Here is a 26563-nt window from a genome sequence, read left to right as displayed (position 1 = left end):
GATGTGCAGGATATTCCAGAAAAGAATGTTGAGATCCCGGATATTCTCCGGCAGAATACGGGGCTACTGGGCGCGCCTCACGTCGCCGAACAGCTCCCGGAAGTCCCCGCCTGCGTCAGCGCCGTAGGTGTCCAGCTCGTTCTCCAGCTCGGCAGAAACCATGAGCAGCGTCGGGCGGCTCTGACGGCCGTTCTGCAGCGCCTGAATACCCAGCGTTGCGGCCTCGTCCACCGCGCCACGCCGCGCCGCGATCACGGCGAGCGTGAGCTGAGCTTCGGCGATACGCATGGGCGCCACCGGAACGCCTTCGGAGTTGACGCTTCGCCGCATGACCTCTTCGGCATTGCGTTGCGCGAGCTGGTCTTCGCCAACAATCCGGTACGTGTCCATCGCGTAGAAATCCCACTTGTCCGGGTCGACCACAAAGTGGTTGTCCGGCCTGTCCGGGTATGGCAATCGGCCCAGGAGCGCGCTGCCTTTGTCGAGCGCCTGGTGAACTTCCTCGACCATTCCCATGCGCGCGAAAGCCTTCGCTTGCTGGCCGTAGAGCTGAACGGCGACCGAATGCGACGGTGCGGCGATGGTGCCGGATTCGGCAGCCGGAATGACGGCGCGATAGTTCCCTGCCGTCAGGTGGAACCAGGCCAGCATTTCGTTCGCCCAGCCGACGATCCCGGGATCGTCGGCTTCCTTACCGAGCTCCATTGCCATGCGCCGAGTCGACTCGGCTGCACGCGCGTCGCCGACGTCGTACTCAAGGCAACCCACCAGCAATGCCAACATTCCCGCTTGTGTAAGCACGTCACGGTGCTGGGCCAGTGTTAGGCGGTTGTCCAGTAGCTCGGTCATCTTGGCAAGCCACTCTTTACCGCTCGCCATCAGTTGCCGGGCGTCCGCGTGCGGGTAATCGCAGCATAATTGTTCGACAGTGATGTTGAGTGCGTCGATAGTTGACGAATCGATCGCCGATGCTCGGACGCGTCGAAGCAGCTCCAGTGTGTCCAATCCGGTATTCACGATGAGAAGTTCATCGCGCTGCTCCGGAGTGATCAAGCCGCTTGTCTGCGTGTCGGGACCGTTGTTCTCGCTTGTTGAATTACTCGAAACCGCGAGCCGGGTTTGCCCTGGGAAGTCAAACCACAGCCGGTGACGCGGCAAATAAAGCGTCTTTGCGTAGTTTCGCAGCGTGTCAAGATTCTGTTCCGACTTGCTACCGTTTTCAAGCTTGCTTACCTGGGCCTGTGTGAGCCCGAGCCACCGGCCCAGCAATTCCTGATTCAGTGCCTTGCCGAACAATTGGAGGTGGCGAGGATGATTCCGGTAAGCCTTGAACACCTTGCCGATGTCTTGGCTGTCGAACGCGGCACGGAACTCGTCCGTCTCGAAAAACTCGTTCCGTAGCTGGACCGGAGGTGTTCGCAACTGGTCACGCTGCTCCCGGTGACACTTGCTGCACAGGCGAGCTGTGTTGTCGGCGGCAAGGGCCGTCCCGCATCCCGGGCAGCGACGGTCGCCGGACGTGCCGGCCGCGCGGTGCTGCGGACCGCTGGGTGAGCTCATCGGATCTCTCCGTCGCCTGCTGGTGCTGAACCTCCTCTGACCAGCCTACATAGGGGTGACAGTGTCGCACCGGTGAGTGAACGGCATGCGGGCGAAATCATGCGCCGACCTGGTGCTATGCCGCCTTGGGCATGCTGCATGCTCACAGCGATATAGACCGCGTTACCACGCGGCGTGACGGTTGGACACGCAAGGCCGGGGCGCTCCCGGCCTGGAAGGCCCCTCACTGAACGGCGACGTGACCCATGATTCTTACGGCATCCCTCAGCACTGGCGTAGCCCGCGTCACGAGCGGAATGCAGGAATCGACTCAGCTTATTGACGAAATATTGAAGACCGACCACGTTGACTGGGAAACAACACTCATGGTCGGCGATGTCGAATTCCACCACGGCAAAAGTGGGCCCTTTCCTGACCAGCAATTCCGAATCAGTGTCTCCCCTCCGACGGGCTTCGCGGCGCTGAACTACATGAACAACCGCGATCCTGACATGCCGATCACTAACTCGTTCAACTCACGCCGCCCGCTTCCTGACGTGAATCTGATTTTCAATGGCTCGACGGGCGCAGTCTTCCCGCGCACAGCCGCCATTCCGATCCTGGATGCGCGTGCGGCGTTGATTGAATGGCTGGAGACACGACAGCGGCCGACGTGCATCGAGTGGCGACCCTACGACGCATACTAAAAGCTCTCAGCGTGGGAATAGAAATCGAGGTAAGAACGTATGAGCAACTCAGGGCTGGCGGCGGTCCTCGACGCCCCGAGGATGGCGATAGGATCCACCTACGGCTACATGCGCGTTCCGTGCAATGTTCCCGACCGCAAGGTTTGTCGACTTGAGAACCAAGTAGTTAGATACGCCAAGGCTCGTGGGCTCTATTTCGTCCGATTCTTTTCCGAGTTCAACTGCGGTTCACGTGAGGCATTTGAAGAACTCGTGGTTGAGCTTATTCATACGGATTCGCATCACGTCGTCGTTCCCAGCCTCCGCCACTTGTCGCACAATGCCCTGTTGCAAGACCTGATGCTCGATCGACTGAGCTTTACAGCTCACGCGGACGTTTACGCCGTGCACCTCAAGAGCAAATTTGAATGAACATCCAACCCACCAGAATACTGAAGCTTAAGGAACAATCAAGGTATGGGACTCAAGCCGCCCGGACCAGAGCCGGCCAAAGAAAGGCAGCAGGTCGCAGCACAGGGAATCGATGCCGTCCACGGCGGACATATGGATAAGCTGTTCGGGCTGTGCGCCATTTCGGGGCAATCATGCTGCTTGCCTGCTCAGTGGGGAAGCGATCAGCGATGAAGAGTACGGAGATGCTGTCCCCGCGAGCCCGGGTCCTGGGTGCGGCGTTGCGTGATGCCCGGGTGGGTGCCCGGTTCGGGTTGCGGGAGCTGGCGCGGCGGATCGGCCGGGCTCCGGGGCACGTGTCGAATTGGGAGAGTGGTTCGCGGGTGCCTGCGGTTGAGGATGTGGGCGGGGTGCTGGGCGCGTTGGGGGTGACCGGTGAGGTGAAGAAGTGGATTTTGGCCCTTGCGTTCGGGGCCGTGGGTCCTGACTGGTTCACGGCGGGGCCGCAGTCCAGCCCTGGGCACTTCGCGGCGCTGGTGGCCCATGAACGCGCCGCTGCCTCGATGACGGTGTGGGCGCCTGTGGTGATCCCGGATCTGTTGCAGATTCCCGACTATGCGCGGCTGACCTGTGATGCCAAGGCGTTCAGCTCCGAGAAACTCGACGAGCATGTGGAGGCTCGGATGCGGCGTCGAGGTGCCCTGTTCGGCGGCGACCCGGTTCCGGCGGAGTTCTTTATCGGCGATGAAGCGATTCGCCATCCGCTCGCGGATGAGGAGGTCATGCTCCGGCAATTGCGCTTCATCGTCGACACGGCAACGATGTCCCGCAGTATCGGTGTCCGCGTCCTGCGTCGCCGCGATCCCCGGAACGCGGTGCTGGTCGGGGCGTTCGCCACGTTCATGATGGACGACTCACCGCCGGTGGTGTATTGCCCGCATTACAACATGGGCGCGTTCCTCGTCAACGAGCATGCAGGCTCCTACACGAGGGCCACGCCCTTGCTTCGCCGCACCGCTCTATCGCGCGGGGAGTCGATCGACTGGCTCAACCGGGAAGTGCGCAGGCTGGCCGGTTCGCTCGAGTCCCAGCGGGACCTTGACGACCTCACGCCCCTGTCAGTCCTGGCTGGGGAGGTGACCGCCGGCCGCGCTCGCGTCGAGACGACTGCGCGGCCGACAGGCCGCACCTAAGCCAGATCCGCAGGTGACAAGTAGGTAACCAAGCGTGCTCCCGATTGAATCAACCGGGAGCAGGGAGACGAGGCCCGATGACGGGGACGGACAGCATTCCGCCGGAGCGACCAGAGGTTCCCGAGATCGACCGTGCGGCTCAGTTGCGCGCCGTTCTGGTCGAGGCCGCCGGAAAGCTGCGGCAGGCGATGGAAGCGGGCACCGTGCCGCCTCGGAGCGCGGCGGCACTCGCCGCACATCTGGACGGACTCATTGCACAAACCGCCCCGCCCAGAGACACCGGCAACGCGGAGCCGTGCCCCTGAGTAGGACTACTCACCAACCCCCTGAGTAGATCTTCCGTGTCGGGATGGGTAGGTCTGCGGGGGTGCCGCGCCGGTGGTGGAGTTGACCGGCGGTCGTCCCGTAGCCTGTGATGGATTGATCACGGGGAGGGGTCGAGATGGGGTTCACAACGGTGCCGGACGCGCTGAGAGCGGCTGGCAGATCCGCTGGTGAGAAGGTAGGCGTCCTGCGTGGTGCGGATTGCGCGGAACCGGCGGGGCGGGTGGGTGCAGCGGTGCCGGGCGGTACAGCAGCGGCCTCGGCCGGGCGATGTCAGGAAGCGTTGGCGGCGACGTTCACCGAGTGGTGCAGCGAAGCGCAGCACTTCGCGGACAGCCTGAACACCGCTGCCGATCGCTACCAGCAGGGTGACCATACCGCCGCCGGGGTGTTTCCGTCCGCCGCGCCGAGCATGCGGGGGCCGCGCTGATGGTGTCACTGGCCGACGTCCGGCGATGGAGCCCCGGCACGCTGAACGAGATTTTCTCCGTTCTGCAGATCCGGACCCAGATCCTCATCCATTCCGGCGACGACTACGGCAAGACCTTGCCGATTGAGGGGTGGAGCGGACCAGCGTCGGACGACGCGGGCACCCAGCACCGCGCGTTGATGCACGGTCTGGACACCATCGCCGCCGGCGCCGCCATCCTGGGCAAGACGGTCGCGCAGGCCGCCGACGCGATCACCGGTGTCCAGCACGCCCTCACTAACGCCGAAGAGCTGGCCCGCAAGTACGGGTTCCAGATCACCGACGCTGGTTGTCTCGTCGACACCTTCGCGGGCAAGCAAGTGCCGCTCGACCTGCACCCGGAGGACCGGGCAAGGACACGCACGCAACTGGTGGACGAGGTGGCGCAGGTCCTGCGCACAGCCAACGATATCGACGCCGATCTGGCGTCGGTGCTGGACCGGGCGGCGGCGGGGCAGTTCGGCACCGGGGACGAATCGACGGTCACGGCCGCCGCTGCGGACGGGATGAAAGATCCCGGCTTGACGTTGCCGGAGCCACCGCCGAACGCGACCCCGGCGCAGAACGCCGCGTGGTGGGCGACCCTGTCGAATGCCGGGCGGGATATTCTCATTCGTGACCGGCCGGGCGCGATCGGCGCCATGAATGGGCTCCCGGCGACCGACCGGGACCGCGCCAACCGAATCGTACTTGACCGGGATTACAAGGGCCTGCAACAGCAAAAGGACAATATTCAGCACCGGCTGGACGGTATGAAGCGCAGCGACCCACAGCAGCAAGAAGAATACGAGTCCTTAGAAAAAGAGCGGGACGCGCTCAACAGCAAGATCACCGGAATGGACCAGATCAAAACCCGGCTGGACCATGCCTTGCCCGGTCAGCCGCCCGCCTACCTGCTCGGTATCAACCCGGCAAACTCTGGGCAGGCCATCGTCGCCATTGGCAACCCTGACCAGTCAGCCAACGTCGCCACATACGTCCCCGGGACCACCGCCGGACTCAACGACGGCATGGCTACCGACATCTACCGGTCTGACTCGATGATGCATATGGCGACTCAAATGGGGTCACCGTCTACATCGGTGATCACATGGGTGGGATACGACGCGCCGCAGAGCATTATTCCGGACGCGGCAAGTACTAGTTTCGCCGACAAGGCCGAACCCTCGCTCCGCAACTTCCAAGACGGACTCGGTGCCGCGCACCAAGGGCCGGTGAACACCACCGTGGTCGGCCACAGCTACGGCACCACCGTCGTCGGGCAAACCGCCCGCGACCTCGGCCTGCCCGCCAACAATGTTGTCATGGTCGCCAGTCCTGGAGTCGGCGTCGACCACGCCAACCAACTCCACCTCGACGGCACGCCCCAGGACCAGGTCGGCCAGCACATCTACTCCACCAAATCACCCACCGACCCCATCCCCATCCTCACCAACTTCGACGGACCCGATATCGGCCTCGACCATATAGACCCCCTCGGCCCCGACCCCACCACCGCATGGTTCGGCGGACAACAATTCCATTCCAACCCCAGCAATCCCCTCACTTCCCACAGTGACTACTGGAACAGGGATTCAGACTCGCTCGCAGCCATGGGAAATATCATCGCTGGAAATAAACCATGATGCATAATACGACGCATAAGTTCCCGCGACCGCTTTTACTTGCCACGTTGGGAATGTTGCTGTTAACCCCAATTTCCTGTGGAGGTGGATCGATGCAACCCACTCTCTCGGCCGAGCAAGCCCAGCAAAGGGTGCTGAGTTTCGTGCATGCAGCTGCCGAGGCTTCCTTTCCGGCTGGATATAAGCTGACGGAACTACCGCTTCAGCCAATGCCGTGTACCGATGATTTCGATCACGAGACTGGCCAGTTTAGCCTGGGAATAACCTATTGGGTGGATGGACCGGATCGCGCACACAACAACACTTACTACGAAAACCTTAAGAAGTGGTGGGTCAACAACGACTGGACCGTCCGCACAGATACCTGGCTAAACAAGAAGTTCGCCAATGCCAGCAGTAAGGACAACTACCTGATGAGCCTCACGGCCACCACGACGGGAAAGGTTCTTGGTCGCCTGAGCATCGGGGCCAGTTCGCCGTGTGTCTGGCCTCACGGGACACCTGAGCCCAAGTCATGACATGCGGCCCGCGAGCACAACTTCCGAGACGCCATCCACGCCGGACTTCCCCGCGCCGCACGGCATGTCCTCTCACCAAAACTGTTCAGACTAGTCGCAGCTAGAAGCAGGTATCTGTATCTGGTGTAGAAGGGGGCCGGTACGCGTGGGGAGGACGGGCTTGCCTTGCGTAAACCTCTCGACGTCACAGGTAGGTAACCAAGTGATGATTGGCCCTAACCGTTCTAAACACTCACGAGTCCTGGTGCCGGGTCGCGCGCACGATGACGTCGTGCAGCGAGACGGTCCGGCCGTCCATGGCGGTCAGGGTGCGGGCCTGCTCGTCGGCGGTGACGATGGCCCACTTCGCCGGTTCCAGGCGCGCGGTGATGCCCGCGGCCGTCGCGGTGGCTTCGGCGGGGTGGTCGCCGTGGAGGTGCCCGACGATCAGCAGGGTGCCGCCGGGTGCGACCCATTCGGCGATGCGGTCGTAGAAGGCCAGCTGCGGGATCGACGGGTGCGCGTAGTGCGTCATCACCAGGTCGAACTCTTGGCTGGGCGTCCAGCTGGTCAAGTCCGCCTGGACCCAGTCGACGTGGCTCGGGATCTGGCCGGCTCGGGCGAGGACTTCGGCGGAGATGTCCGCGGCCGTGACGTCCCAGCCGTGCTCGGCCAGCCAGCGAGCCTCGCTGCCTTCACCGCATCCGGCGTCGAGCGCCGTGCCCGGCTTCAGGTCGCGGGTTTCGCTGATCAGGTACGGGTTGGGCGCTGGTGCGGGCCCGTTCCGGTGGGACTGCTGCCAGTGCCGTTCCCAGTAGGGCCGGTCGAAGTCGTGGGTCTCGTGGTGCTCGTTCACCGGTGTCCTCCTGGTGGTTCTCTCGGTTCGAGTACCACCGTGCGCCGGCCACGGGCATATTGGCAAAGTATCTTGCCGAATGGCAAACTGGCGGCATGGACAAGACCATCGACCGGGCCCTGGACGCCGTCGGGCCGCGGCTCAAGCGCCTCCGGACGCAGGGCGAGATCACGCTCACCGCGCTGGCCGAGCAGACCGGCATCTCGGCCAGCACCCTGTCGCGGCTCGAGGCCGGCCTGCGCCGCCCGACGCTCGAACAGCTGCTGCCGCTCGCGCGGGCGTACGGCGTCACGCTCGACGAGCTGGTCGATGCACCGGCCACCGGCGACCCCCGCGTCCACCTGCGCCCGGTGGCCTGCGAGGACGGCTCGACGGTCCTGCCGCTGACCCGGCGCCCGGGTGGCATCCAGGCCTACAAGTTCGTCCTGCCCGCCGGCCGCGACGACGCGGAGCCCATCCTGCGCACCCACGAGGGGTACGACTGGGCCTACGTGCTGAACGGCACGCTCCGCCTGGTCCTCGGCGAGCACGACCTGCTCCTCAAAGCGGGGGAGGCCGCGGAGTTCGACACCCGGACGCCGCACTGGTTCGGCGCCACCAGCGCGGGCCCGGTCGAGTTCCTCAGCCTGATCGGGCGGCAGGGTGAACGCGCCCACGTGCGGGTGGCTCCGGCCGGCTGATCCTGCTCACGGCGCCGCTTCCGGCCGGGTGGGCAGCTGCCCGGCCGGAAGGCGGTCGCGGCCACGAGGACCGTGGCGGTCGGGGCCACGAGGGATCGAGCATGGTCGGGCGCGCCAGGAAATGCGGCACCCGGACCGGGTCAGCCGGCGGGCACCACCGTGGTGACCAGGCCGGTTTCGAGGTCGTACACGTGGCCGGAAACCTTTACCTCGTCCGGAATCTGCGGGTACTGCCGCACGCGCTCGACGTCCACGGCGACGGTGTGCGCCGGGTCCAGGACGGCGGTGTCCAGCAGGCTCCGCTCGTCCACGCCCATTCGCTCGGCGTAACCGAGGCGGATCTCGTCGTCGGCGAGCAGGGCGGAGCCGCAGCCGGTGTGGTGGATGACCGCGACCTCGAACCACGGCCCCTCGGGCGCCTTGGCGCCGACGAGGTAAGCGGCGTAAGCGATATCGCCGAGCACCGACGGCGTCACCCGGCCGCCGATGTTGCGCTGCACCAGCGCGTCGCCCATGCCGACGCCGAGCACCTGCGCCGGGTCGACGCGGCAGTCGAGGCAGGTGATCAGGTACAGGCCCTGCCGCGGCAGGAACGGGAGCTCGGGCACTTCGGTCCGGACGTCGGTCGCGGCGAACGCGCGGTTCCGGTCGAGCACCCGGTCGAGGTTGGTGTTGTGGGACAAGAATCTGCCTTTCCAGGGGTGTTCAGGCGGCGGCCGCGAGGATGAGCGCGGCGGTTTCGGCGGGGTGCGCGATCGGCACGGCGTGGGCGGAATCCAGCTCCACGACCGTCGAGCCGGCTCGTTTTGCCATGTCTCGCAAGGCTTCCGTCGGGATCGAGTGGTCGGCGGTCGAGACCAGCGCCCACGATGGGAGGGTGCGCCAGGTGGCCTCGCCGGTGAACGACTCGTCGAGCGCCGCGGGGTTGATCGGGTGCTGGGCGGCGGCGAGCACGGCGGCGGTCGCCGGGTCCAGGTCCGCGGCGTACACCTCGGCGAAGTGCTCGGGCCGCAGGTACAGGTCGTTGCCGTCCGGGGCCTCGCGCACCAGCGTGGTGTCCGGGGTCAGCTTGCTGCCGGGGAAGCGGTAGTTGAGCTCGCCCGCCGTTTCGCCGCTGTCCTGCTGGAACGCGGCGACGAACACGAGCGAGCGCACCGCGGGCGTCAGCGCGGCCGGGTCGGAGATGACCGAGCCGCCGTACGAATGGGCGGCGACGGTGATCGGGCCGTCGATCGTGCGCAGGAAGCTGTGCAGGTAGGCGACGTCCGAGGCGAGGCCGCGCATCGGCATCGCGGGCGCGAGGACGCGGTGACCGCGCCGCTGGAGTTCGGCGGTGACGGCGTGCCAGACGGAGGCGTCGGTGAGGGCGCCGTGGACGAGCACGATCGTCGGAGGGGTTGGGGGCACGGTGGTGTTTTCCTTCGCCAGTAGGGACTGTGCCCCGAGTTTGGCGCTTGGCGGGCCCGGCCGGACAGTGGCAGTACTGACGCAGGGCGATAGGATGCTGCCATGAGCGAGCTGGCCTTCGGCGCATGAGCAAGCATCGGGTCGCGGTGGTCCTGCTGGAACAGGTGCTGCCGCTGGACTTCGCCATCCCGATGCACGTCTTCGCCCGCGAGGCGCCCGAGTTCTACGACGTCACGACCGCGACGGTGGACGGCGCCCCAGCCGGCGTCGCCGGTGGCATGAGCGTGGTCCCCGATGGTGGTTTGGACCTGCTCCGCAAGGCGCAGACCGTGATCGTGCCCGGTTACGGCGGGGCGGCGGCCGGTGGACTGGACCAGATGACCGTCGGCGCGCTGAAGGCGGCGGCGGACCGGGGCGCGCGGATGGTGTCGATCTGCTCCGGCACGTTCGCCCTCGCGCAGGCGGGCCTGCTCGAGGGCCTGAAAGTGACCACTCACTGGTCCCTGTGCGACGCCCTCGCCCGCCAGTACCCGAAGGTGACGGTGGACCCCGCGGCGTTGTTCGTGGACAACGGTTCCGTGCTGACTTCGGGCGGCGTGACCGCGGGCGTCGACCTGGCGCTGCACATCCTGCGCAAGGACCTCGGGGCCTCGGTCGCCAACCACGTGGCCCGCCGGATCCTGGCGACGCCCCGCCGCGAAGGCGAGCAGGCGCAGTTCATCGAGACCCCGGCAGTGCCACCGGGCGACGACGCGCTGGCCGCCGCGCAGCAGTGGATGCTGTCCCATTTGGACGAACCCGTCACGGTGGCCCGGATGGCGGCGAAGGCGCACCTGTCCCCGCGGCACTTCCACCGGCTGTTCCTGGAACAGACTTCGGTGACGCCGTTGACCTGGCTGCACCAGCAGCGCATCGGCCGGGCCAAGGAGCTGCTGGAGACCACGGACCTGACCGTCGAGGAGATCGCCACCCGCGTCGGCCTCGGCACCCCGGCCAACCTGCGCCAGCATTTCCGCCGCGCGACCAGCCTGTCCCCGATGCGGTACCGCCAGCTTTTTCCCGGCGCGAAGGCCGCTTCCTGACCCGTCGGTTACGGCTCGGGCCGGTCCGGCGGCCGGGAACTGAGCCCGCCCGGCTCCGCGTCGCTTTCGTGCCCAGGACCGGTTTCCCGCGGAGCCCTGGAGGTGATGCGGAGCAGCCCGGACAAGGCCATCACGCCGGTCGCCACCCAGATGACGGGCTGCCCGGAATCCGAGACGGCGGCCTGCGGCAGCTCGGTCGAACCGGCCACCAGCACCGCCCCGCCGACCCCGATGCCCCACAGGATCTGCGCCGCGAACCCGCCGCCGATCAACAGGTCCAGCAGGACCAGCACGCCGAAGTACCAGATGCCGAGGCCGATCAGCGCCCCGGTGCCGCTCGACACGGTCATCAGCAGCTCGCCCAGGCTCAGCAGCAGAACGGCGAACGCCCTCATCACGTCTCCCCGGGCTGTCGGCAGCGGAAGCGCCAAGAGGTTAAGGCCGCGGGCGCGGGAGGGGTCCCGGTTCGTTGATTCGGACATTCAATGATATATCGCCACTGGCTGCGAACTTAGCGGGAACTGTGCCGCGACGCCTCCGCCGACCGGCGCAGTTCCCGCAGCTGAATGGCCGCAGCCGCCCCGTTTTTGTGCGGGAAAAGGCCGGTGAACGCGGTCCGGCGGCGTGGTGAACGTCCGTCGGGAATGGACGTCTTCGCCCCGTGCAGAATGGCGTCACGCGGCCCGAACGGACGAGGTGGCAGCTTTAGGTACACCCCGAGTGAGCGTGTGTGTGACGCGTGTATGCTCCCGTATCGCTTGAATGGGTGGAACTTCGCCCAAATGGGTGGCCGGGTGATCGGGGATTGTGGTCTCACGCGGCTCGTGACGGTCTGGTGGGTTCAGGGCTTCGGATAGGAGACTTATGCACGGCAGGTCAGGGCTGGTCAAGGGCGGGATCGCGGTGCTCGCCGCGGCCGCCGCGGTGCTGGTGGCGGCGCCGGCCGCCAACGCCGACGACGGTGCGGCCCAGGGCAAGGTGATCCCCAAGAGCGGCACCGAAGGGTTCAGCGTCAACCTCGAGGGCGGCAGCAGCTTCGTCACCGAGCTGTTCGGCCTGAAGCTCTCCGACGGCAGCATGCTCAAGATGTACTGCGTCGAGATCGACACCGACCTGCGCACCGACCAGACCATGGTCGAGCAGCCGTGGACGAAGTACCCGAACCCGAAGTCGCCGTTCACCAAGAACAGCGACAAGATCAACTGGGTGCTGCACGAGGGTTTCCCGGCCAACGGCGCCGCCGCGCTGCAGAGCACGCTGGGCAAGAAGGGCGTCACGCTCCACGACGGGCTGTCCGAGCAGGAGGCCGTCACCGCGACGCAGGCCGCGGTGTGGCACTTCAGCGATGGCAAGAACCTCAACCGCGACAAGCCGTTGCCGTACGAGAACGCCGACGCCTCGGCCGACGTGCTCGCGCTCTACGACTACCTGACCGGCAGCGCGAACACCGGCATCGGCCAGCAGCCCAAGCCGACCCTGAGCGTCACCCCGGCCAAGGCCGACGGCGCGGCGGGCAGCCGGATCGGCCCGTTCACCGTGGCCACCACCGGTGACGTCACCGACCTCGCGAGCCAGCTGCCCGAGGGCGTCAAGCTCACCGACGCCAACGGCGACGCGCTGAAGACCGGCGATGTCAAGGACGGCACCAAGCTGTACGTCGACATCCCCAAGGACGCCAAGGACGGCACGGGCCAGTTCGTGCTGAAGGCCGTCGGGCACCTGGACACCGGGCGCCTGTTCGTCGGCGAGAACTACGCCAAGCAGCCGGCGCAGTCGCTGATCGTGGCGCAGTCGGAGAAGACCTCGGTCAGCGCCAACGCCTCGGTCAGCTGGACCGCCGCGGGCGCGGTGCCGACCACGGCGCCGCCGTCCACCCCGGCCGGCAACAACTCGGGCCAGGCCCCGCTGGCGAACACCGGTGTCGACGCCTCGCTCCCGATCGGGATCGGCGCCGCGCTGGTCCTCGGCGGTGGCGCGATGCTGCTGCTGGTTCGCCGCCGCCGCAGCGCGTGACGAACGCAGTCTGAACCGCGCAAAGCGGGGCTGGTCCACAGTGGACCGGCCCCGCTTTTGCGTTTGTCACGGCAGGGCGGCGCCTCGCGCGGTGGTCCAGAGGGCGTACCACTCCTCGTGCGTGAGTTCCGGTTCGCGCGTCACGGCGTCGCGGCAGGCCTCGATGCGGGACGGGGTGGAGCTGCCGATGACCGGCGCGATGCCGGCCGGGTGGCGCCGCAGCCACCACAGCACCACGGCTTCCGGTGTGGTGTCCTTCGCCTTGGCCAGCTCGACGACCAGCTCCGCGGTCGCGACTTCCTCCGGCGTCCGCTGCCGTCCGGTGTAGGCGCCCTGCGCGAGCGCGCCCCAGGCCTGCAACCGGATCCCGTGCGCGCGGCAGTGTTCGAGCGTGCCGTGCGGGAAGCCGACGGCCGCCGCCTCCGGGGTGTTCACCAGGACGCCCGCCTCGACCCAGCCGCGCCGCGCCAGGCTCATCTCCAGCTGGTTCGCGACCAGCGGCTGGTCCAGCTCGGCCTGGAGGCTCGCGATCTGCGCGCCGCTCATGTTGGACACGCCGAAGCTCCGCACCAGCCCCTGTTCGTGCAGCCGGTGCAGGGCGGCCGCGATCTCGGCCGGGTCGGCCAGCGGGTCGGGACGGTGCAGCAGCAGGACGTCGAGGTGATCGGTGCGCAGCCGCGTCAGGCTCTGCTCGACGCGCTCGGTGATGCGCGGCCCGCGCAGGTCGTAATAGCCGGGCGAGCCCAGCCGGATGCCGCACTTCGACTGGATCAGGATCCGCTCGCGCAGACCGGGATCCCGCGCCAGCACCTCGCCGAACACCGCCTCCGCCTTGCCGTGGCGGTAGATGTCGGCGTGGTCGAACGCGGTGATCCCGATGTCCAGCGCGGCCCGCACGGCCGCCTCCGCCGCGTCGACGTCGGCCGGCCGGTACGGCTCGGTGTCCCAGCCGCCGCCCAGGCCCATGCAGCCGTACCAGGCCACGGGCTTTGTCATGTCAGGGTGCTCCTCGCTGCCGATGGTGTCGGCCCCGATCATCCCCCGATCCGCAGCTCCAGCAACCGCGCCTTGACGTCGGTCTTCAGTACTTTGCCGACCTTCGAGCGGGGCAGGTCCGGCCAGACGAGCACCGCCTTCGGCGTCTTCACGCTGCCGAGGCGCTCCTTCACCGTGGCGCGCAGCTCGTCCGGCGTCGCGATCTGTCCACTGTGGAGCTTGACGACGGCGGTCACCTGCTCGCCCCACTTCTCGTGCGGCAGCCCGACCACGGCGCAGTCCTGCACCGCCGGGTGGGTCATCAGGGCCTGCTCGACCTCGGCCGAGTAGACGTTGAAGCCGCCGGTGATGATCATGTCCTTGGCCCGGTCCACGATGTACAGGTAGTGCTCGGCGTCCAGGTAGCCGATGTCGCCGGTGTGGTGCCAGCCGTGCTCGCGCACAGCCTTGGTGGCGTCGGGATCCCGGTAGTAACCCGGCATCACGAGCGGGCCGCGGACCACGATCTCGCCGCGTTCGCCGGGCGGCAGCAGCGCGCCGGACTCGGCCATGATCGCGACCTGCGTCAGCGGCGTCGGCCGGCCGGCGGAGGTGAAGCGCTCGCGGGCGAGCGAGCCGTCGGCGTGGAAGTGCTCGGCCGGGGCCAGCGTCGAGATCATCATCGGCGCCTCGCTCTGCCCGAACAGCTGGCCGAGCACCGGCCCGATCCGCGTGATCGCCTCTTCCAGCTTGGTGGCCGACATCGGCGCCGCGCCGTACCAAAGACACTGCAGCGACGAAAGGTCCGTCGACGCCAGCGCGGGCCGGTCCAGCAGCAGGTAGATCAGCGTCGGCGGCAGGAAGCTGTGGGTGATGCGGTGCCGCTCGACCAGGGTGAGGAACTCGTCGAGGTCCGGCGCCGGCATCACCACGATCTCCCCGCCCAGCGCCATCACGGGGAAGCACAGCACGCCGGCCGCGTGGGTCAGGGGCGCCAGCGCCAGGTACCGCGGCCGCCCGGAGAACGGGTAGCTCATCAGCGTCAGCGCGGACATCGTCTCGACGTTGTGCCCGGTGAGCACCACGCCCTTGGGCCGCCCGGTGGTACCGCCGGTGCCGACGAGCATCACCACGTCGTCCGGCGGCTGGACTTCCCACGGCCCGTCTTCGAGCCCGTCGAGCCAGTCCGGCAGCGAGACGGTACCGGGGATCGAGCCGTCGAGGCAGACCACCGTGGCCAGCTTCGGCAGCAGCGGGAGGATCCGGGAGACGAGCGGTGCGAACGACTCCTGCACCAGCAGGCAGGTGCAGTCGAACAGGTCCAGCAGCTCCGAGTTCTCGGCCGCCTCGTTGCGCGGGTTGACCGGGCACCACACCGCGCCCGCGCGGCTGATGCCGAACACGCAGCCGAAGGAGACCGGGTCGTTGCCGGACAGGATCGCGACTTTGCCGCCCGGCCGGACGCCCGAGCGCGCCAGCGCCCGCGCGACCCGCCAGGACAGCTCGCGCACGTCGCCGTAGCTGAAGGACGTGCCGGCCATGGTGAGGCAGGGCGCTCCGGGGTCCAGGGAGGCGCCCTTGTCGAGGTAGTCGCTCAGTCGCACCGCTCGTCCTCCGGGGTCAGGCGTGCACGGTCAGGATCGGGTTCGACACCAGGCCGAAGCTCCGGAGCACACCGAGCAGCTCGCGGTGGCCGAACGCCTGGCAGGCGGAGGCGAACCCGGCCTGCTTCGGCGGCTGCTGCAACAGCGAGTACGCGGCGTACGCCTGCATCAGCCCGGTCTGCTTGTAGTTGCAGGTGCCGTGGATGACGCAGTGCGCGCGGCCCAGCGGCCCGGACGCGTGCACCGAGTCCAGGGAGGTGTTGAGCCGCTGGTTCTCCCGCGGCGGCATCTCGTCGCGCACCGCGGCGGCTTGCTCGTGCAGCACCTTGATCTTCTCCGCCTCGGGCAGGTCCTTCACCTGCTCCAGCACGGCCGCGACGATCTGCGGCACGCCCTGCATCAGCGCGCGGTCGAAGACCCCGCCGAGGGCCTTGACGTTCGCCACCCGCGGGTCGCGCTTGAACCACACCGGGTGCGAGGTGCCGCCCCAGGGCAGCGCCAGCCCGACCTCGTGATAGCCGGGCACGACCACGTCCTGCGGGCCGCCGTCCGCGGGCCACTGCTGATATTCGTTCTGCTCCAGGTAATACGCCGAAGAAAGCGCGGCGTTGACCAGGATCGTCCTCGTCGAGGCGACGGTGGGGTAGCCCTTCCAGAACACCAGGATGTCCAAAGTGTCCAGTCCGGGCGTCTCGAGGCAGAGGTTCGCCGCGATCTCGCCGGTGGTGTACATCTGCGCGACGCCGGGCGAGAGCAGCAGGCCCTGCTCGGCCATCCGCGCGCCGTACTGCTCCTCGGCGGTGATCAGCCAGTCCTGCTCGCCGGTGGTGTCGAGGTAGTGCGTGCCGGTGCGGGCGCAGGCCTCGACGACCTCGTGGCCGTACTCGCTGAACGGGCCCACGGTGTTGCAGACGACCTTGGCGTCGGCGAACAGCTCGCTCAAGGGCTCGACCTCGTGCGCGACCTCGACCACCTCGTGGTCCACGGTGTCGAGGCCGGGGATGTGGTCGAGCGTCTCCTGCAGCCGGGCCTTGTCGCGGCCGGCGGCGATGAAGGGGACGTTGTACTCGCGCAGGTACTCGCAGATCAGCCGGCCGGTGTAACCGGAGGCCCCGTAGACGACAACGGGCTTGGCGCTGGTCATGAATCAGCCTTTCGTTGGAGGAGCGCGGTCACATGCCCATGCCGCCGTCGACCGGCAGGCCGGCGCCGGTGATGAAACGGGCGGCGTCGGAGGCGAGGAACACCACCGCGTCGGCCATGTCGGAGACCTCGCCGAGGCGCCCGGCCGGTGTCTGCGCGACGACGGCGCCGATCGCGTCCTCGACGCTCGGGAAGAGCCCGACATCGACCACGTCCTGCGCCAGCTGGCTGCCCATCTGCGTGGGCACCAGGCCGGGGTACACGCAGTTCACGCGCACGCCGTAGCCGAGCTTCCCGGACTCCATCGCGGCCACCCGGGTGAGCCGGTCCACGGCCGACTTGGTCGCGGAATACCCTGCGATGCCGGGGAAGGCGATGGTCGCCGCGACTGACGAGATGTTCACCACCGCGCCGCCATTGCCGGCCGGGCCGCCCGGGCGCATGGCGCGGAAGGCGTGCTTCACGCCGAGCGAAGTGCCGAGCACGTTGACCTCGAGCATCTTCCGCACGCCGGCCGGGTCGAGGTCGGCGACCAGCCCGGTGATCTCGACCCCGGCGTTGTTCACCACGATGTCCAGCCCGCCGAGTTCGGCGACCACCTCGGTGACGGCCCGCTCCCAGTCCGCGTCGTCGGTGACGTCGAGCCGGACGAAGCCCGCGGTGGCGCCGGTCTGCTTGATCGTGTCGGCCGTCGCGCGGCCCAGGTCTTCCTGCACGTCGCCGATGACGACGGCGGCGCCGGCCGCGGCCAGCGCTTCGGCCATACCGGCCCCGAGGCCCTGCGCTCCACCGGTGACCAGTGCTTTCCGCCCGGTCAGGTCGTACGAAACCATCAACATCTCCTCCTTGAGACAGGCCTCGGATGCGGCGTGGCTCACATCATCAGCGAAATTTGGACGATCGTCAAGATTTTCTTGGACAGTCGTCAAGATCTCGTGCGACGCTAGACTGCGAGAGGTCCGCGAACTGCGTGGACTTCCCGAGGCGACAGGAAACCGTGGTGACCGAGGCGAGAGAGCGGATCTCGCGCCGCAGCGTGGACAAGTTCGCCCAGCGGCGCGCGCAGCTGGCGGAGTCGGCGCTGCAGGCGCTCTCCGAGCTGGGCTACGCCCGCACGAGCCTGCGGGAGATCGCGCAGAAATCGGACTTCTCCCACGGCGTGCTGCACTACTACTTCGCGGACAAGGTCGAGCTGCTGACGTACGCGGTCCGCCAGTTCGAGGAAGTCTGCGTCACCCGGTACGACGACGTGGTGGCCGCCGCGCACTCCGCCAAGGACCTCAAGCGCGGCTTCGGCGCCGCGATGGCCGGCACCCTGCGCGCCGACGCGGTGATGCACCGGCTCTGGTACGACCTGCGCAACCAGAGCCTGTTCGAGGAGTCCTTCCGCGCCGACGTGCTGGACATCGACGAGCAGCGCGAGGCCATGGTCTGGCGGGTGGTGGAGCGCTACGCCGAGTTCGCCGGCGTGCCCGCGAAGGTCACCCCGCCGGTCGCGTACGCCACCTTCGACGGCCTGTTCCAGCGGGCCCTGCTCCAGCACCTGGCGGGCCGGGACAGCGCCGCTGAAGACCTCGAGCAGAGCGTGCCGCGCCTGCTGGAACAGCTGGTCTGCGCCGATTCCCCAGCCGTGTGAGTCAGCGGGGCCGAAATCGGGTACCGGGTTAGGATGCGCGAGCTGATATCCGGTGACGGGAGGGGCGTGTGGGGCTGATGGCGGGCGGGGTGACCGAGGCTTCAGCGGACCTGCCGCCCGAGCCGCAGGACGTGGTCGGGCCGCTGACCCGGGCGGCGATCTTCCTGGTGGTGCGGGTGAACGAGGGCGCCGAGGACACCGTCAAGGATCTGCTGACGGACCTGCCCGGACTCCAGCGCTCGGTCGGGTTCCGGTCGCTGACCGGCGGCCTGTCCTGCGTGACCGGCATCGGCTCCGCGGCGTGGGACCGGATCTACGGCGGGCCGCGCCCGGGCGAGCTGCACGAGCTGCCGGTGTTCAAGGGCGACCGGCACGAGAGCGTGGTCAGCCGTGCCGACCTGCTGTTCCACCTCCGGGCCGACCGGATGGACCTGTGCTTCGAGCTGGAGACGCTGATCATGGCGCGGCTCGAAGGCGCGGTGACCGTGGTCGACGAGGTGCAGGGCTTCCGCTACTTCGACGCGCGTGACGTGCTGGGCTTCGTCGACGGCACGGAGAACCCGACCGGCCGCGGCGCGAGCGAGGCCGTGCTGGTCGATGACGACGGTGACTTCGACGGCGGCAGCTACGTCGTCGTCCAGAAGTACCTGCACGACATGACGGCGTGGAACGCGCTGTCCACCGAGCAGCAGGAGCTGGTGATCGGGCGGCGCAAACTGTCCGATGTGGAGCTTTCGGACGAGGAGAAGCCCGCCGACTCCCACATCGCGCTGAACGTGATCACCGACGAGGACGGCAACGAGCTGGACATCCTGCGCGACAACATGCCGTTCGGGCGCCCGGCGTACGGCGAGTTCGGCACCTACTTCATCGGCTACGCGAAATCGCCCGCGGTGATCGAGCGGATGCTGGAGAACATGTTCGTCGGGTCGCCGCCCGGCAATTACGACCGCATTCTCGACTTCTCCACGGTCGTCACCGGCGCGCTGTTCTACGTGCCGACCGCGGAGTTCCTGGAGGACCCGCCCGCGCCGTCGTCCCCGCCGGTCTCCGGGTCGGAATCCCGGCCGGAGCCGGAAAACGAGCCGCCATCCGAGCCCGATGCGTCACTCGGCATCGGCAGTCTGCGAAGGAGTGCCCGGTCATGAACAACCTGCATCGCGAACTCGCCCCGATCTCCTCGGCCGCCTGGTCGGAGATCGAGGAGGAGGCCCGCCGCACGTTCCGCGAGCTGGCCTCCGCGCGCCGGGTCGTCGACGTGGTGGTGGCCGGTGACCTGTCGCTGTCGGCCGTCGGCACCGGGCACCTGGACCAGATCGAATCGCCGTTGACCGGGGTGCAGGCGCGGCTGCGCACGGCCCAGCGGATCGTCGACCTGCGGGTGCCGTTCACGGTCAGCCGCGACGCCGTCGATTCGGTGGAGTGGGGCGCGAAGGACGCCGACTGGCAGCCGGTGAAGGACGGCGCGCAGAACATCGCATACGCCGAGGACCGGGTGGTCTTCGACGGCTTCGCCGACGCCGGCATCGACGGCATCCGCCCGGCCTCGTCGCTGAGCCCGCTCGCCCTGCCCGCGGAGGCGAGCGAGTACCCGCGCGTGATCGGTGACGCGCTGGCCGAACTGCGCGCGGCCGGCGTCGTCGGCCCGTACGCGGTGCTGCTGAGCAAAGCGGCCTACACCGCCGCGATCGAGGCAGCCAGCCACGGTTATCCGGTGATCGACCACCTGAAGCAGATCATCGACGGCGACATCATCTGGACCCCGGCCATCGAGGGCGCCTGCGTGCTCTCCACCCGCGGCGGCGACTACGAGCTGCACCTCGGCCAGGACCTGTCGATCGGCTACCTCGGCCACGATTCGTCCACTGTGGAGCTTTATTTCCAGGAAACGCTGACGTTCCTGGTGAACACCGCCGAAGCTGCGGTCGGCCTGACCGCCTGAGGCCTACGGGCGCTGGATCGGGCAGCTCGACGCGCTTCGGTACGCCGCGCCGATGGTCTCGGAAGACTGCGCCGCGTCGTAGAGTTCGCCGCCGTCCGGGTGGATGCCTGCGAGCAGCGCGTTCGCCTGGTCCAGGCGCGCGGTGACCGCGGCGTCCGAGCCTGCCGCGCCCTGGTCGTACAACGCGGTGATCTTCGGTGCGGCCGAGTCGACGGACTGGCGCAGCCGGGTGGCGATGGCGTCGACGTCGTCCACCCCGGTGTGCGGGATCGAGTCGACCGACGTCACCGCGCTGCGGACGAGCTGCGCCGAACTCCGCGCCCGCTGGGTGAACCCGCCGGGGTCGGCGTGCGGCGAACCGGCGTAAACCAGTGGTGCCATGGAGATCGAGCTGGTGGTCAGGCACATCAGCAGCGCCCAGCCCCGCGGGTCCGGGCTCGCCGCGGCCGCGGACGGCGCGGAGGCGGAAGACACCGGCGGCGGCGCGACCGAAGAAACCGGCGGTGTCGACGGCGCGTCGGCCGCGGGCTGTCCGCCGCTCGCGCAGCCGCTCAGCAGGGCGAGGGCGATCAGGCTGGATCCGGCGACCGCCGAGGTGCCGCGCATGGCCGTTCTCCCGACTCGTTGGGGCAGTGCGCTTGAAGCCTAAGCGGCGCAAGGGGGAACCGGGCCTGGCTGTCCTGATCATGCCGTCGTGGCCGCGGGTTTCGGCCGGCGTGTCCAGCTGACCCACAGCGCGCGGGCCACCGCAGCCGGGCTGGCCAGTGAGTTCGGATGGGCCAGCATGTTGATCACCCGGCTCAGGAGGTCGTCGGTCCGGGGATCGGTCAGCGACGCGGTGAACATCCGGCCGGTGAGCCACCGGATGACCTGGTACCCGGGCGGGTACGGCCCGTCGACGTGCGGGAGTTCGAGGTCGGCGAAGGCGGAGATCTGCCAGGCGGCGTCGACGATGACACGCACCTGGTCGAAGTACGCCTTGGCCGGTTCGCGCAGCGACGGTTCGGCCCGCAGGTAGGCGGAAAGGCAGGAGGCGTGCAGGGCCGCCGAGGTCATGCCCTGCCCGTAGACCGGGTTGAACGACGCCACCGCGTCACCCGTGGCGATCAGGCCCGCGGGGAACCGGCGCAGCGCGTGGAAATCCCGCCGCCGGCTGTCGGCCTGGTGGTAGGTCAGCACTTCGCCGAGCATCTCCGCGCGCTCGGCGATGTCGCCGAACACCGCCGGGAAGTCGCGGCGGCACCGGGTGATGAAGTCCTGCGGGTCGCGGGTCGGGCGGTCGTCGGCGTAACCCGAGATCAGCATGATCCAGCGGTCGCCCTCCACCCGCAGGACGCCGCCGATCCGGGCCGCCCCGTCCGGGGTGACGTCCGCGCCGGCTTGCGAGAGGACCGTGCAGATGTCGGTGATGCTCTCGTCGTAGCGGAACAAGGCGGTGGCGTAGTTGAGTTTGATCGGCATCCGGCGCATCGGCGGGCGTTCCCAGCCGGCCCCCTCCAGCCAGTCGCCGAGGCGGCTGGCGCGGCCCATCGCGTCGACCACGAGGTCGGCCTCCAAGGTGACCGGCTCGCCGTCCTCCTCGGGGCGGTAACTCGCGCCGGTCACCCGGTCCCCGTCGAAGACCAGCCCTTCCGCGCGGCCGGTCACCTGCCGGACGTTTGTGATGGCCAGGGTCCGGCGCCGTACCAGATCCTCCAGGTACGGGCGGGTGCCCAGCAGGAACAGCGGCTCCGGCGCCTGCGGCCGGGCGATGGCGTTGATGAACCGCCGGGTCCGGGAGCCGTCGGACGGCGGGATGATCGCGCCGCCCGCGACCGCCTCCTCGGTGAACCCGGGGTACCACCGCTCCAGCTGCACCGCCCCGGCCGGCAGCAGGGCGTGCACATGGCCGCCCTGCGGCACTCCCGGACGCGGCTTGGCACCTGCGCCGGGCTCGTCGCGCTCAACGATGACGACTTCCTCGGCGTGGTCGCTCAGCACCCGCGCGGCCATCAGCCCGGCCACGCTCCCGCCCAGCACCACCGCCCGCCGGAGGAAAACTCGGCCGGGGCCGGGCGGCAACCCGGTGCTGAGGCTGCGGAAGCGGGATGCGGTGCTCGGCACGTCGGGACTCCTTTGCCGCAGGTCAGGACGGGCGTAAAACATGAAAGACATTTCTAGGGTAACTGCCGCCGGCCGATCGGTCAGCCGGCGGATTTCGTCCGCAGGGCACTCACCAGCACCGGCAGCGCGGCCAGCAGCGCGAGTCCACGCAGGACTCCCGCCACCGGGTACGGAGCGCGCAGCCCGAAGGCGTGCGCCACCAGCCCGCCGGTCAGCGTGCCGAGCGGGATCAGGCCCTTGCCCAGCAGCTTGTACACGCTGGTGACGCGGCCGAGCAGCTCGTCCGGCACGACCTGCTGGCGCAGGCTCACGGTCACCACGTTCCACAGCGTGGTGGCGAAACCGTTGGCGGCGAGCAGGACGCCGAGCACCACCGCGTCCGGGCTCAGGCCGATGGCGGCGAACACCAAGACGTTGCCGGCGAGCGCGCCCAGCAGGGCGGGCAGCGCGCCGAACGCGGTGACGATCCGCGCGTTCACCAGCCCGCCGAGCAGGCCGCCGAACGCCGCTCCCGCGAGCAGCAGGCCGTAGCCGGCGGTGGACACGTGCAGCGTCTCGGTGGCCAGCAGGACCAGCGTCGCGGTGGCGAGCTGGCCGCAGAAGGTGTTGACGCCCAGCAAGATCGCGAGCGTGCGCAGGAGCCGGTGCCGCGCGAGCCAGCGCAGGCCGTCGGCGATCGCCGTGCGCGCCGGTGGCTTTCGCGCGCGTGGCAGCGTGGCGAGCAGGCTCGCGGACAGCGCGAAGGAACCGGCATCGAGGCCGAACGGCAGCGCGGCGGCGAGTGCGAACAGCGCGCTGCCGACCGGCGGCCCGAGGAACTGCACGCCGACCGTCGTGATCGCCTGCTGAGCGCCGTTTGCCTTGTGCAGTAATGGTTTCGGCACGATCTCGGGCAGGAAGGCCTGGCTCGCGTTGTCGAAGACGACGTCGCAGCAGCCCAGTGCGAACGCTGCCACGGCCAGTGAAATCAGGCTGCTCCGGCCGGTCGAGGCCAGCACCGCGACGGTCCCGACGAGCGCCGCCTGGACAGCCTGCGAACGCCACATCAGCGTCACGCGGTCGTGCCGGTCGACGAGCGCGCCGGCCGGCAGCGAGAGCAGCAGCCACGGCAGGTACGTCGCCGCGGAGACCGCCGCCACCAGCCGCGGGTCGCGCGTGATCGTGACCGCCAGCAGCGGGACGGCCGCCGCGAAGGCCCCGTCGCCGACGTTGTCGATGCCGCCGGCCCACCACAGGCGCCAGTACGAGGAGGGGAGACGGGGCATGATGCGATCTTCGGGCGCGGCGGCCGTCGTCCGACAGGATTTAGCTCTTTGCTACATACTCGGGCCGTGGCGACGACGGTCGAACTCGGGGTGGCCGAGCTGGCGGAGACCCGGTTCGCCGTCTCCCCGCTGTCGGAAACCATTGCGGCCCTGCAACAACTGGGCGGGCAGGACCGCCGGGCGCTGCACCTGCGGTGGTTCCGCTGGGCGTCGGACGAGCTGGCCGCGCGGCCGCTCGACCTGCCGCGCACCTGGCCGCTGATCACCGGAGATCGCCCGCGCTGGCCCAATTTCCTGGTGCCCGCGCCCGCCGGCGCCGGCACCTCGCTGGACGAAGACCTCGCGGCTCTGCGCCGCACCACCGCCCGTCAGGTCCGCGCCAGCCTCCAGCGGGTCTTCGGCGACGACCTGCCGCCCGCCGCGGCCGAACTCGCCGCGCACCCGGCGGCCGGCCTGCGCGCGATCGCGGCGGAGCTGCGGACGGCCCACGACCGGCTGATCGCCCCGCACTGGCCGCGGATCCGGGCGGTGCTCGACGCGGACGTCGCCTACCGCGCCCGGCAGCTGGCCGCGGGCGGCGCCGCGCGGCTGTTCGCCGACCTGCACCCGGACCTGCACTGGGCGGACGGCCGCCTGACTCTTGACGGCGAACGCCGGCGGGCCGAGAAAGTGGTGAACCGCGGCCCGGGCGGACTGGTGCTGATGCCGGTCGCGCTCGGCTCGGCGTACGTGCTGATCAAAGGCAATACGACCACCCAGACCACGGTCCGCTACCCGGCGCGCGGCGTCGGCGCGCTCTGGACGGCCGGCACTCGCCCGCCGTCGTCCGCAGTGACCCAGCTGCTGGGCCCGATGCGCGCCGGACTGCTGGAAGCCCTTCGCTCACCCGCCACGACCACCGACCTGGCCCGGGTTTTCGCCGTGACGCCGAGCGCCGTCTCCCAGCACCTGCGCGTGCTGCGCGAAACCGGCCTCGTCGTTCGTGAACGGTCCGGCCGCGGCGTCCTCTATCTGACGACGCCGCTGGGCGAAGCGCTGCTCGGCTAACGCAGAGCGGCGATTCCGCTCAGGAAGATGTCGACGCCGGCGAGGAACTGCTCGCGGTCGTCGTGCTCGCGCAGCTTGGTGATGGACGCGTGGACAAACGGGTACCGATCGGGGTCGAGCTCCGCCCATCGGGAGGCGGTGGAGTCGAGGAAGGCCGCCCGGTCCTCGCCGCCTTCGAGGTGACGGGCGTTCGCGGCGCTCTGCACGGCGACGCCGATGACGTAGTTCACGAGCGTGCCGGCGGCGTCGAAGATCGCTCGCTCGGGGACGTCGAGCGCGGCCAGCAGCTTGCCGATGCTCTCGTAGAAGTCCAGCAGCGCGGGCCGCCACGGCTGACGGGAGAGCTCCGCCCCGACCCAGGGGTGCGCGTCGATCGTGTCGAACAGCCCCAAAGCGAGGCGGCGCAAGGTTTCGCGCGGGTCCTTGCCGGTGGCCGCGCCGGACAGCACGCGGGTGATGAGGTCGTCGGCGGTGGCCGCGAGCAGGTCGTTCTTGTCCGCGACGTGGTGGTAGATCGCCCCGTAACCGGTGTGCAGGTGGACGGTGAGCGCGCGCAGGGTCAGCGCGCTCTCGCCGCCGTTGTCCAGGAGCTCGGTCGCCGCCTGGATGATCACCTCCCGGGACAGGCCGTCCGTGCGCCGGGGGGCTCGCTTCTCCGTCTTCTTGGCCATGCGCCCAGTATCGCAGGTTTGGAGCGTCGATCCAAACCTGTGCTAACCTGATTGGAGTGACGATCCAACGGGGGTCGGCGAGCTGGGGAAGGAACACCATGACCACACCGGTCACGATCATCGGCGCGGGCCTCGGCGGTCTGATGCTGGCGCGGGTGCTGCACATCCACGGCGTTCCGGCCACGGTCTACGAGGCGGAAACGTCGCCCTCGGCGCGCACTCAGGGCGGGCTGCTCGACATCCGCGGGTACAACGGCCAGCCGGCGCTGGAGGCCGCGGGCCTGACCGGGGAGTTCCGCAAGCTCGTCCTGGAGGGACGGCAGGCGATGCGGTTGCTGGATCGAACCGGGAGCCTGCTGCTCGACGTACCCGACGACGGCACGGGCGGTAATCCCGAGGTGCAGCGCGGTGAACTGCGGCAGCTGCTGCTCGACTCGCTCCCGGCCGGGACTGTCCACTGGGGACACAAGGTCGACGGTGTGCGCGCGCTCGGCGACGGCCGTCACGAGGTGGGTTTCGCCGACGGCGCCACCGTCACCACGAGCCTGCTGGTCGGCGCGGACGGCGCCTGGTCCCGCGTCCGGTCACTGGTTTCCGGTGCGGTGCCCGAATACACCGGCATCTCGTTCATCGAGACCCACCTGTTCGACGGCGACACCCGGCACCCGACCAGCGCGAAAACCGTCGGCGGCGGCGCGATGATGGTGCTCGAGCCGGGCCGGGGGATCCTGGCCCACCGGGAGCGCCACGGGAATCTGCACACCTGGGTCATGCTCGCCCGGCCGCTGGATTGGTTTGCCGGCATCGATTTCACCGATCCCGCCGCGGCCGCGGCCCGGATCGCGGACGAGTTCGACGGCTGGGCGCCGCGGCTCACCGCGCTGATCGCCGACGGCGAGACGGCGCCGGTCCTGCGTCACATCCACACCCTGCCCGTCGAGCACCGATGGGACCGGACACCGGGAGTGACCTTGCTCGGCGACGCCGCACATCTCGCGGCCCCTAACGGCGAAGGCGCGAACCTGGCTCTGTACGACGGCGCCGAATTGGGCAAAGCGATCGCGGCGTTTCCCGGCGACGTCGAGACCGCGCTGACCGAATACGAGCAGGCCATGTTCGCGCGCAGTGCCGCGGCCAATGGCGGGGCCGCCGATCTCTACCTGATGCTGGGCGAAGGCACCCCGCACACCTTGATCAACTCCTTCACTGGAAGCTGATTCTTTTCCGCGTGCGCTTTCCGCTGAGGTCAAACAAGTTTGTGACAAGTCCGTAGGTCCTGGACGTCCACGGGCGCTCAGGGTTGCCTCCTTGCGGCCAATCCCACTTACGGCGGTAATCCGTTCGAGTGGTGGGCATATTTCACGAGTGAGCGCGCCGGGTGATGAAAGAATCACC

General features: G+C 68.7%; 28 protein-coding genes. 15 read left to right on the top strand and 13 right to left on the bottom strand.

The features are described from left to right. Window positions 1–63: 63 nt before the first annotated feature. Entirely contained in the window at window positions 64–1560 is a 1497-nt protein-coding gene (locus tag OG371_RS08685; protein WP_329067364.1) for a hypothetical protein, read from the bottom strand. Between the two features lie 296 nt (window positions 1561–1856). Between OG371_RS08685 and OG371_RS08680 the strand changes: the two genes are divergently transcribed. From OG371_RS08680 to OG371_RS08650, 7 genes are all read left to right on the top strand, one after another. After that, a complete protein-coding gene (locus OG371_RS08680) occupies window positions 1857–2246 on the top strand; it encodes an Imm1 family immunity protein (RefSeq protein ID WP_329067362.1) in 390 nt (129 codons plus the stop codon). Window positions 2247–2285: 39 nt separating this feature from the next. Then, on the top strand, window positions 2286–2657 hold the full coding sequence (locus OG371_RS08675) for a hypothetical protein (protein WP_329067360.1): 372 nt from the start codon (window positions 2286–2288) through the stop codon (window positions 2655–2657). Between the two features lie 209 nt (window positions 2658–2866). After that, window positions 2867–3829, top strand: coding sequence for a helix-turn-helix domain-containing protein (locus tag OG371_RS08670; protein WP_329067358.1), 963 nt, complete (start codon window positions 2867–2869; stop codon window positions 3827–3829). Window positions 3830–3906: 77 nt separating this feature from the next. Continuing rightward, window positions 3907–4134, top strand: coding sequence for a hypothetical protein (locus OG371_RS08665; RefSeq protein WP_329067356.1), 228 nt, complete (start codon window positions 3907–3909; stop codon window positions 4132–4134). Window positions 4135–4436: 302 nt separating this feature from the next. After that, entirely contained in the window at window positions 4437–4583 is a 147-nt protein-coding gene (locus tag OG371_RS47370; RefSeq protein WP_442876091.1) for a hypothetical protein, read from the top strand. Beyond that, window positions 4583–6247: an alpha/beta hydrolase gene (locus tag OG371_RS08655; protein WP_329067353.1), complete on the top strand. Its 1665-nt coding sequence runs from the start codon at window positions 4583–4585 to the stop codon at window positions 6245–6247. Before OG371_RS47370 ends, OG371_RS08655 begins: the two co-directional genes overlap by 1 nt. A gap of 92 nt (window positions 6248–6339) precedes the next feature. Next, window positions 6340–6765 (top strand): hypothetical protein, encoded by a 426-nt coding sequence (locus OG371_RS08650; protein ID WP_329067351.1) that lies wholly within the window; start codon window positions 6340–6342, stop codon window positions 6763–6765. A 232-nt stretch (window positions 6766–6997) separates the two neighbouring features. On the opposite strand, the gene OG371_RS08645 is transcribed toward OG371_RS08650, so the two are convergent. Then, window positions 6998–7600: a class I SAM-dependent methyltransferase gene (locus OG371_RS08645; protein WP_329067349.1), complete on the bottom strand. Its 603-nt coding sequence runs from the start codon at window positions 7598–7600 to the stop codon at window positions 6998–7000. 95 nt (window positions 7601–7695) lie between these two features. Between OG371_RS08645 and OG371_RS08640 the strand changes: the two genes are divergently transcribed. Continuing rightward, window positions 7696–8280: a helix-turn-helix domain-containing protein gene (locus OG371_RS08640; RefSeq protein ID WP_329067348.1), complete on the top strand. Its 585-nt coding sequence runs from the start codon at window positions 7696–7698 to the stop codon at window positions 8278–8280. A 140-nt stretch (window positions 8281–8420) separates the two neighbouring features. Here the strand turns inward: OG371_RS08640 and OG371_RS08635 are convergent, their stop codons facing one another. Both OG371_RS08635 and OG371_RS08630 read right to left on the bottom strand, forming a co-directional pair. Then, window positions 8421–8963, bottom strand: a complete 543-nt coding sequence (locus OG371_RS08635) for a carbonic anhydrase (RefSeq protein ID WP_329067347.1) — start codon at window positions 8961–8963, stop codon at window positions 8421–8423. Window positions 8964–8985: 22 nt separating this feature from the next. Next, a complete protein-coding gene (locus tag OG371_RS08630; protein WP_329067345.1) occupies window positions 8986–9687 on the bottom strand; it encodes an alpha/beta fold hydrolase in 702 nt (233 codons plus the stop codon). A 125-nt stretch (window positions 9688–9812) separates the two neighbouring features. Between OG371_RS08630 and OG371_RS08625 the strand changes: the two genes are divergently transcribed. Then, window positions 9813–10769: a GlxA family transcriptional regulator gene (locus OG371_RS08625; RefSeq protein WP_329067343.1), complete on the top strand. Its 957-nt coding sequence runs from the start codon at window positions 9813–9815 to the stop codon at window positions 10767–10769. 8 nt (window positions 10770–10777) lie between these two features. Here OG371_RS08625 and OG371_RS08620 read toward each other — a convergent pair whose 3' ends face one another. After that, complete coding sequence (locus OG371_RS08620) at window positions 10778–11164, bottom strand: hypothetical protein (protein ID WP_329067341.1); 387 nt, start codon at window positions 11162–11164, stop codon at window positions 10778–10780. 469 nt (window positions 11165–11633) lie between these two features. Between OG371_RS08620 and OG371_RS08615 the strand changes: the two genes are divergently transcribed. Further along, the gene (locus tag OG371_RS08615; RefSeq protein ID WP_329067339.1) at window positions 11634–12782 is read left to right on the top strand and encodes a thioester domain-containing protein; all 1149 of its coding nucleotides are present in this window, start codon (window positions 11634–11636) and stop codon (window positions 12780–12782) included. Window positions 12783–12848: 66 nt separating this feature from the next. Here OG371_RS08615 and OG371_RS08610 read toward each other — a convergent pair whose 3' ends face one another. Genes OG371_RS08610 through OG371_RS08595 form a run of 4 tightly spaced genes read right to left on the bottom strand, consistent with a single transcriptional unit; the run spans window position 12849 to window position 17337 of the window. Next, window positions 12849–13778: an aldo/keto reductase gene (locus OG371_RS08610; protein WP_329067336.1), complete on the bottom strand. Its 930-nt coding sequence runs from the start codon at window positions 13776–13778 to the stop codon at window positions 12849–12851. Between the two features lie 38 nt (window positions 13779–13816). Next, window positions 13817–15361 (bottom strand): AMP-binding protein, encoded by a 1545-nt coding sequence (locus tag OG371_RS08605; RefSeq protein ID WP_329067334.1) that lies wholly within the window; start codon window positions 15359–15361, stop codon window positions 13817–13819. 16 nt (window positions 15362–15377) lie between these two features. Beyond that, window positions 15378–16505 (bottom strand): DUF5938 domain-containing protein, encoded by a 1128-nt coding sequence (locus OG371_RS08600; protein WP_329067332.1) that lies wholly within the window; start codon window positions 16503–16505, stop codon window positions 15378–15380. 28 nt (window positions 16506–16533) lie between these two features. Beyond that, window positions 16534–17337 (bottom strand): SDR family NAD(P)-dependent oxidoreductase, encoded by an 804-nt coding sequence (locus tag OG371_RS08595; protein ID WP_329067331.1) that lies wholly within the window; start codon window positions 17335–17337, stop codon window positions 16534–16536. Between the two features lie 167 nt (window positions 17338–17504). Between OG371_RS08595 and OG371_RS08590 the strand changes: the two genes are divergently transcribed. The 3 genes from OG371_RS08590 (at window position 17505) to OG371_RS08580 (ending at window position 20082) form a co-directional block, all read left to right on the top strand. Beyond that, entirely contained in the window at window positions 17505–18140 is a 636-nt protein-coding gene (locus OG371_RS08590; protein ID WP_329067330.1) for a TetR/AcrR family transcriptional regulator, read from the top strand. Between the two features lie 89 nt (window positions 18141–18229). Beyond that, the gene (locus OG371_RS08585; protein ID WP_329067328.1) at window positions 18230–19288 is read left to right on the top strand and encodes a Dyp-type peroxidase; all 1059 of its coding nucleotides are present in this window, start codon (window positions 18230–18232) and stop codon (window positions 19286–19288) included. Next, the gene (locus tag OG371_RS08580; protein ID WP_329067325.1) at window positions 19285–20082 is read left to right on the top strand and encodes a family 1 encapsulin nanocompartment shell protein; all 798 of its coding nucleotides are present in this window, start codon (window positions 19285–19287) and stop codon (window positions 20080–20082) included. The genes OG371_RS08585 and OG371_RS08580 overlap by 4 nt, the downstream gene beginning before the upstream one ends. 3 nt (window positions 20083–20085) lie before the next feature. On the opposite strand, the gene OG371_RS08575 is transcribed toward OG371_RS08580, so the two are convergent. From OG371_RS08575 to OG371_RS08565, 3 genes are all read right to left on the bottom strand, one after another. Further along, complete coding sequence (locus tag OG371_RS08575) at window positions 20086–20688, bottom strand: hypothetical protein (protein ID WP_329067323.1); 603 nt, start codon at window positions 20686–20688, stop codon at window positions 20086–20088. Between the two features lie 78 nt (window positions 20689–20766). Continuing rightward, window positions 20767–22185, bottom strand: coding sequence for an FAD-dependent oxidoreductase (locus OG371_RS08570; RefSeq protein ID WP_329067321.1), 1419 nt, complete (start codon window positions 22183–22185; stop codon window positions 20767–20769). Between the two features lie 80 nt (window positions 22186–22265). Continuing rightward, window positions 22266–23450, bottom strand: coding sequence for an MFS transporter (locus tag OG371_RS08565; RefSeq protein WP_329067319.1), 1185 nt, complete (start codon window positions 23448–23450; stop codon window positions 22266–22268). A 66-nt stretch (window positions 23451–23516) separates the two neighbouring features. Here OG371_RS08565 and OG371_RS08560 point away from each other — a divergent pair, with 66 nt between their 5' ends. Further along, complete coding sequence (locus tag OG371_RS08560) at window positions 23517–24497, top strand: ArsR/SmtB family transcription factor (protein ID WP_329067317.1); 981 nt, start codon at window positions 23517–23519, stop codon at window positions 24495–24497. Here OG371_RS08560 and OG371_RS08555 read toward each other — a convergent pair. Beyond that, the gene (locus OG371_RS08555; RefSeq protein ID WP_329067315.1) at window positions 24494–25168 is read right to left on the bottom strand and encodes a TetR/AcrR family transcriptional regulator; all 675 of its coding nucleotides are present in this window, start codon (window positions 25166–25168) and stop codon (window positions 24494–24496) included. The two genes, OG371_RS08560 and OG371_RS08555, sit on opposite strands and share 4 nt — an antisense overlap. A 98-nt stretch (window positions 25169–25266) precedes the next feature. Here OG371_RS08555 and OG371_RS08550 point away from each other — a divergent pair, with 98 nt between their 5' ends. Further along, the gene (locus tag OG371_RS08550; RefSeq protein ID WP_329067313.1) at window positions 25267–26385 is read left to right on the top strand and encodes an FAD-dependent oxidoreductase; all 1119 of its coding nucleotides are present in this window, start codon (window positions 25267–25269) and stop codon (window positions 26383–26385) included. The last annotated feature ends 178 nt before the right edge of the window (window positions 26386–26563 follow it).

Origin of the sequence: Amycolatopsis sp. NBC_01480, assembly GCF_036227205.1 — a bacterium.
Classification (GTDB): Bacteria; Actinomycetota; Actinomycetes; order Mycobacteriales; family Pseudonocardiaceae; genus Amycolatopsis.
This window is presented reverse-complemented; position numbering and strand designations above follow the sequence as displayed.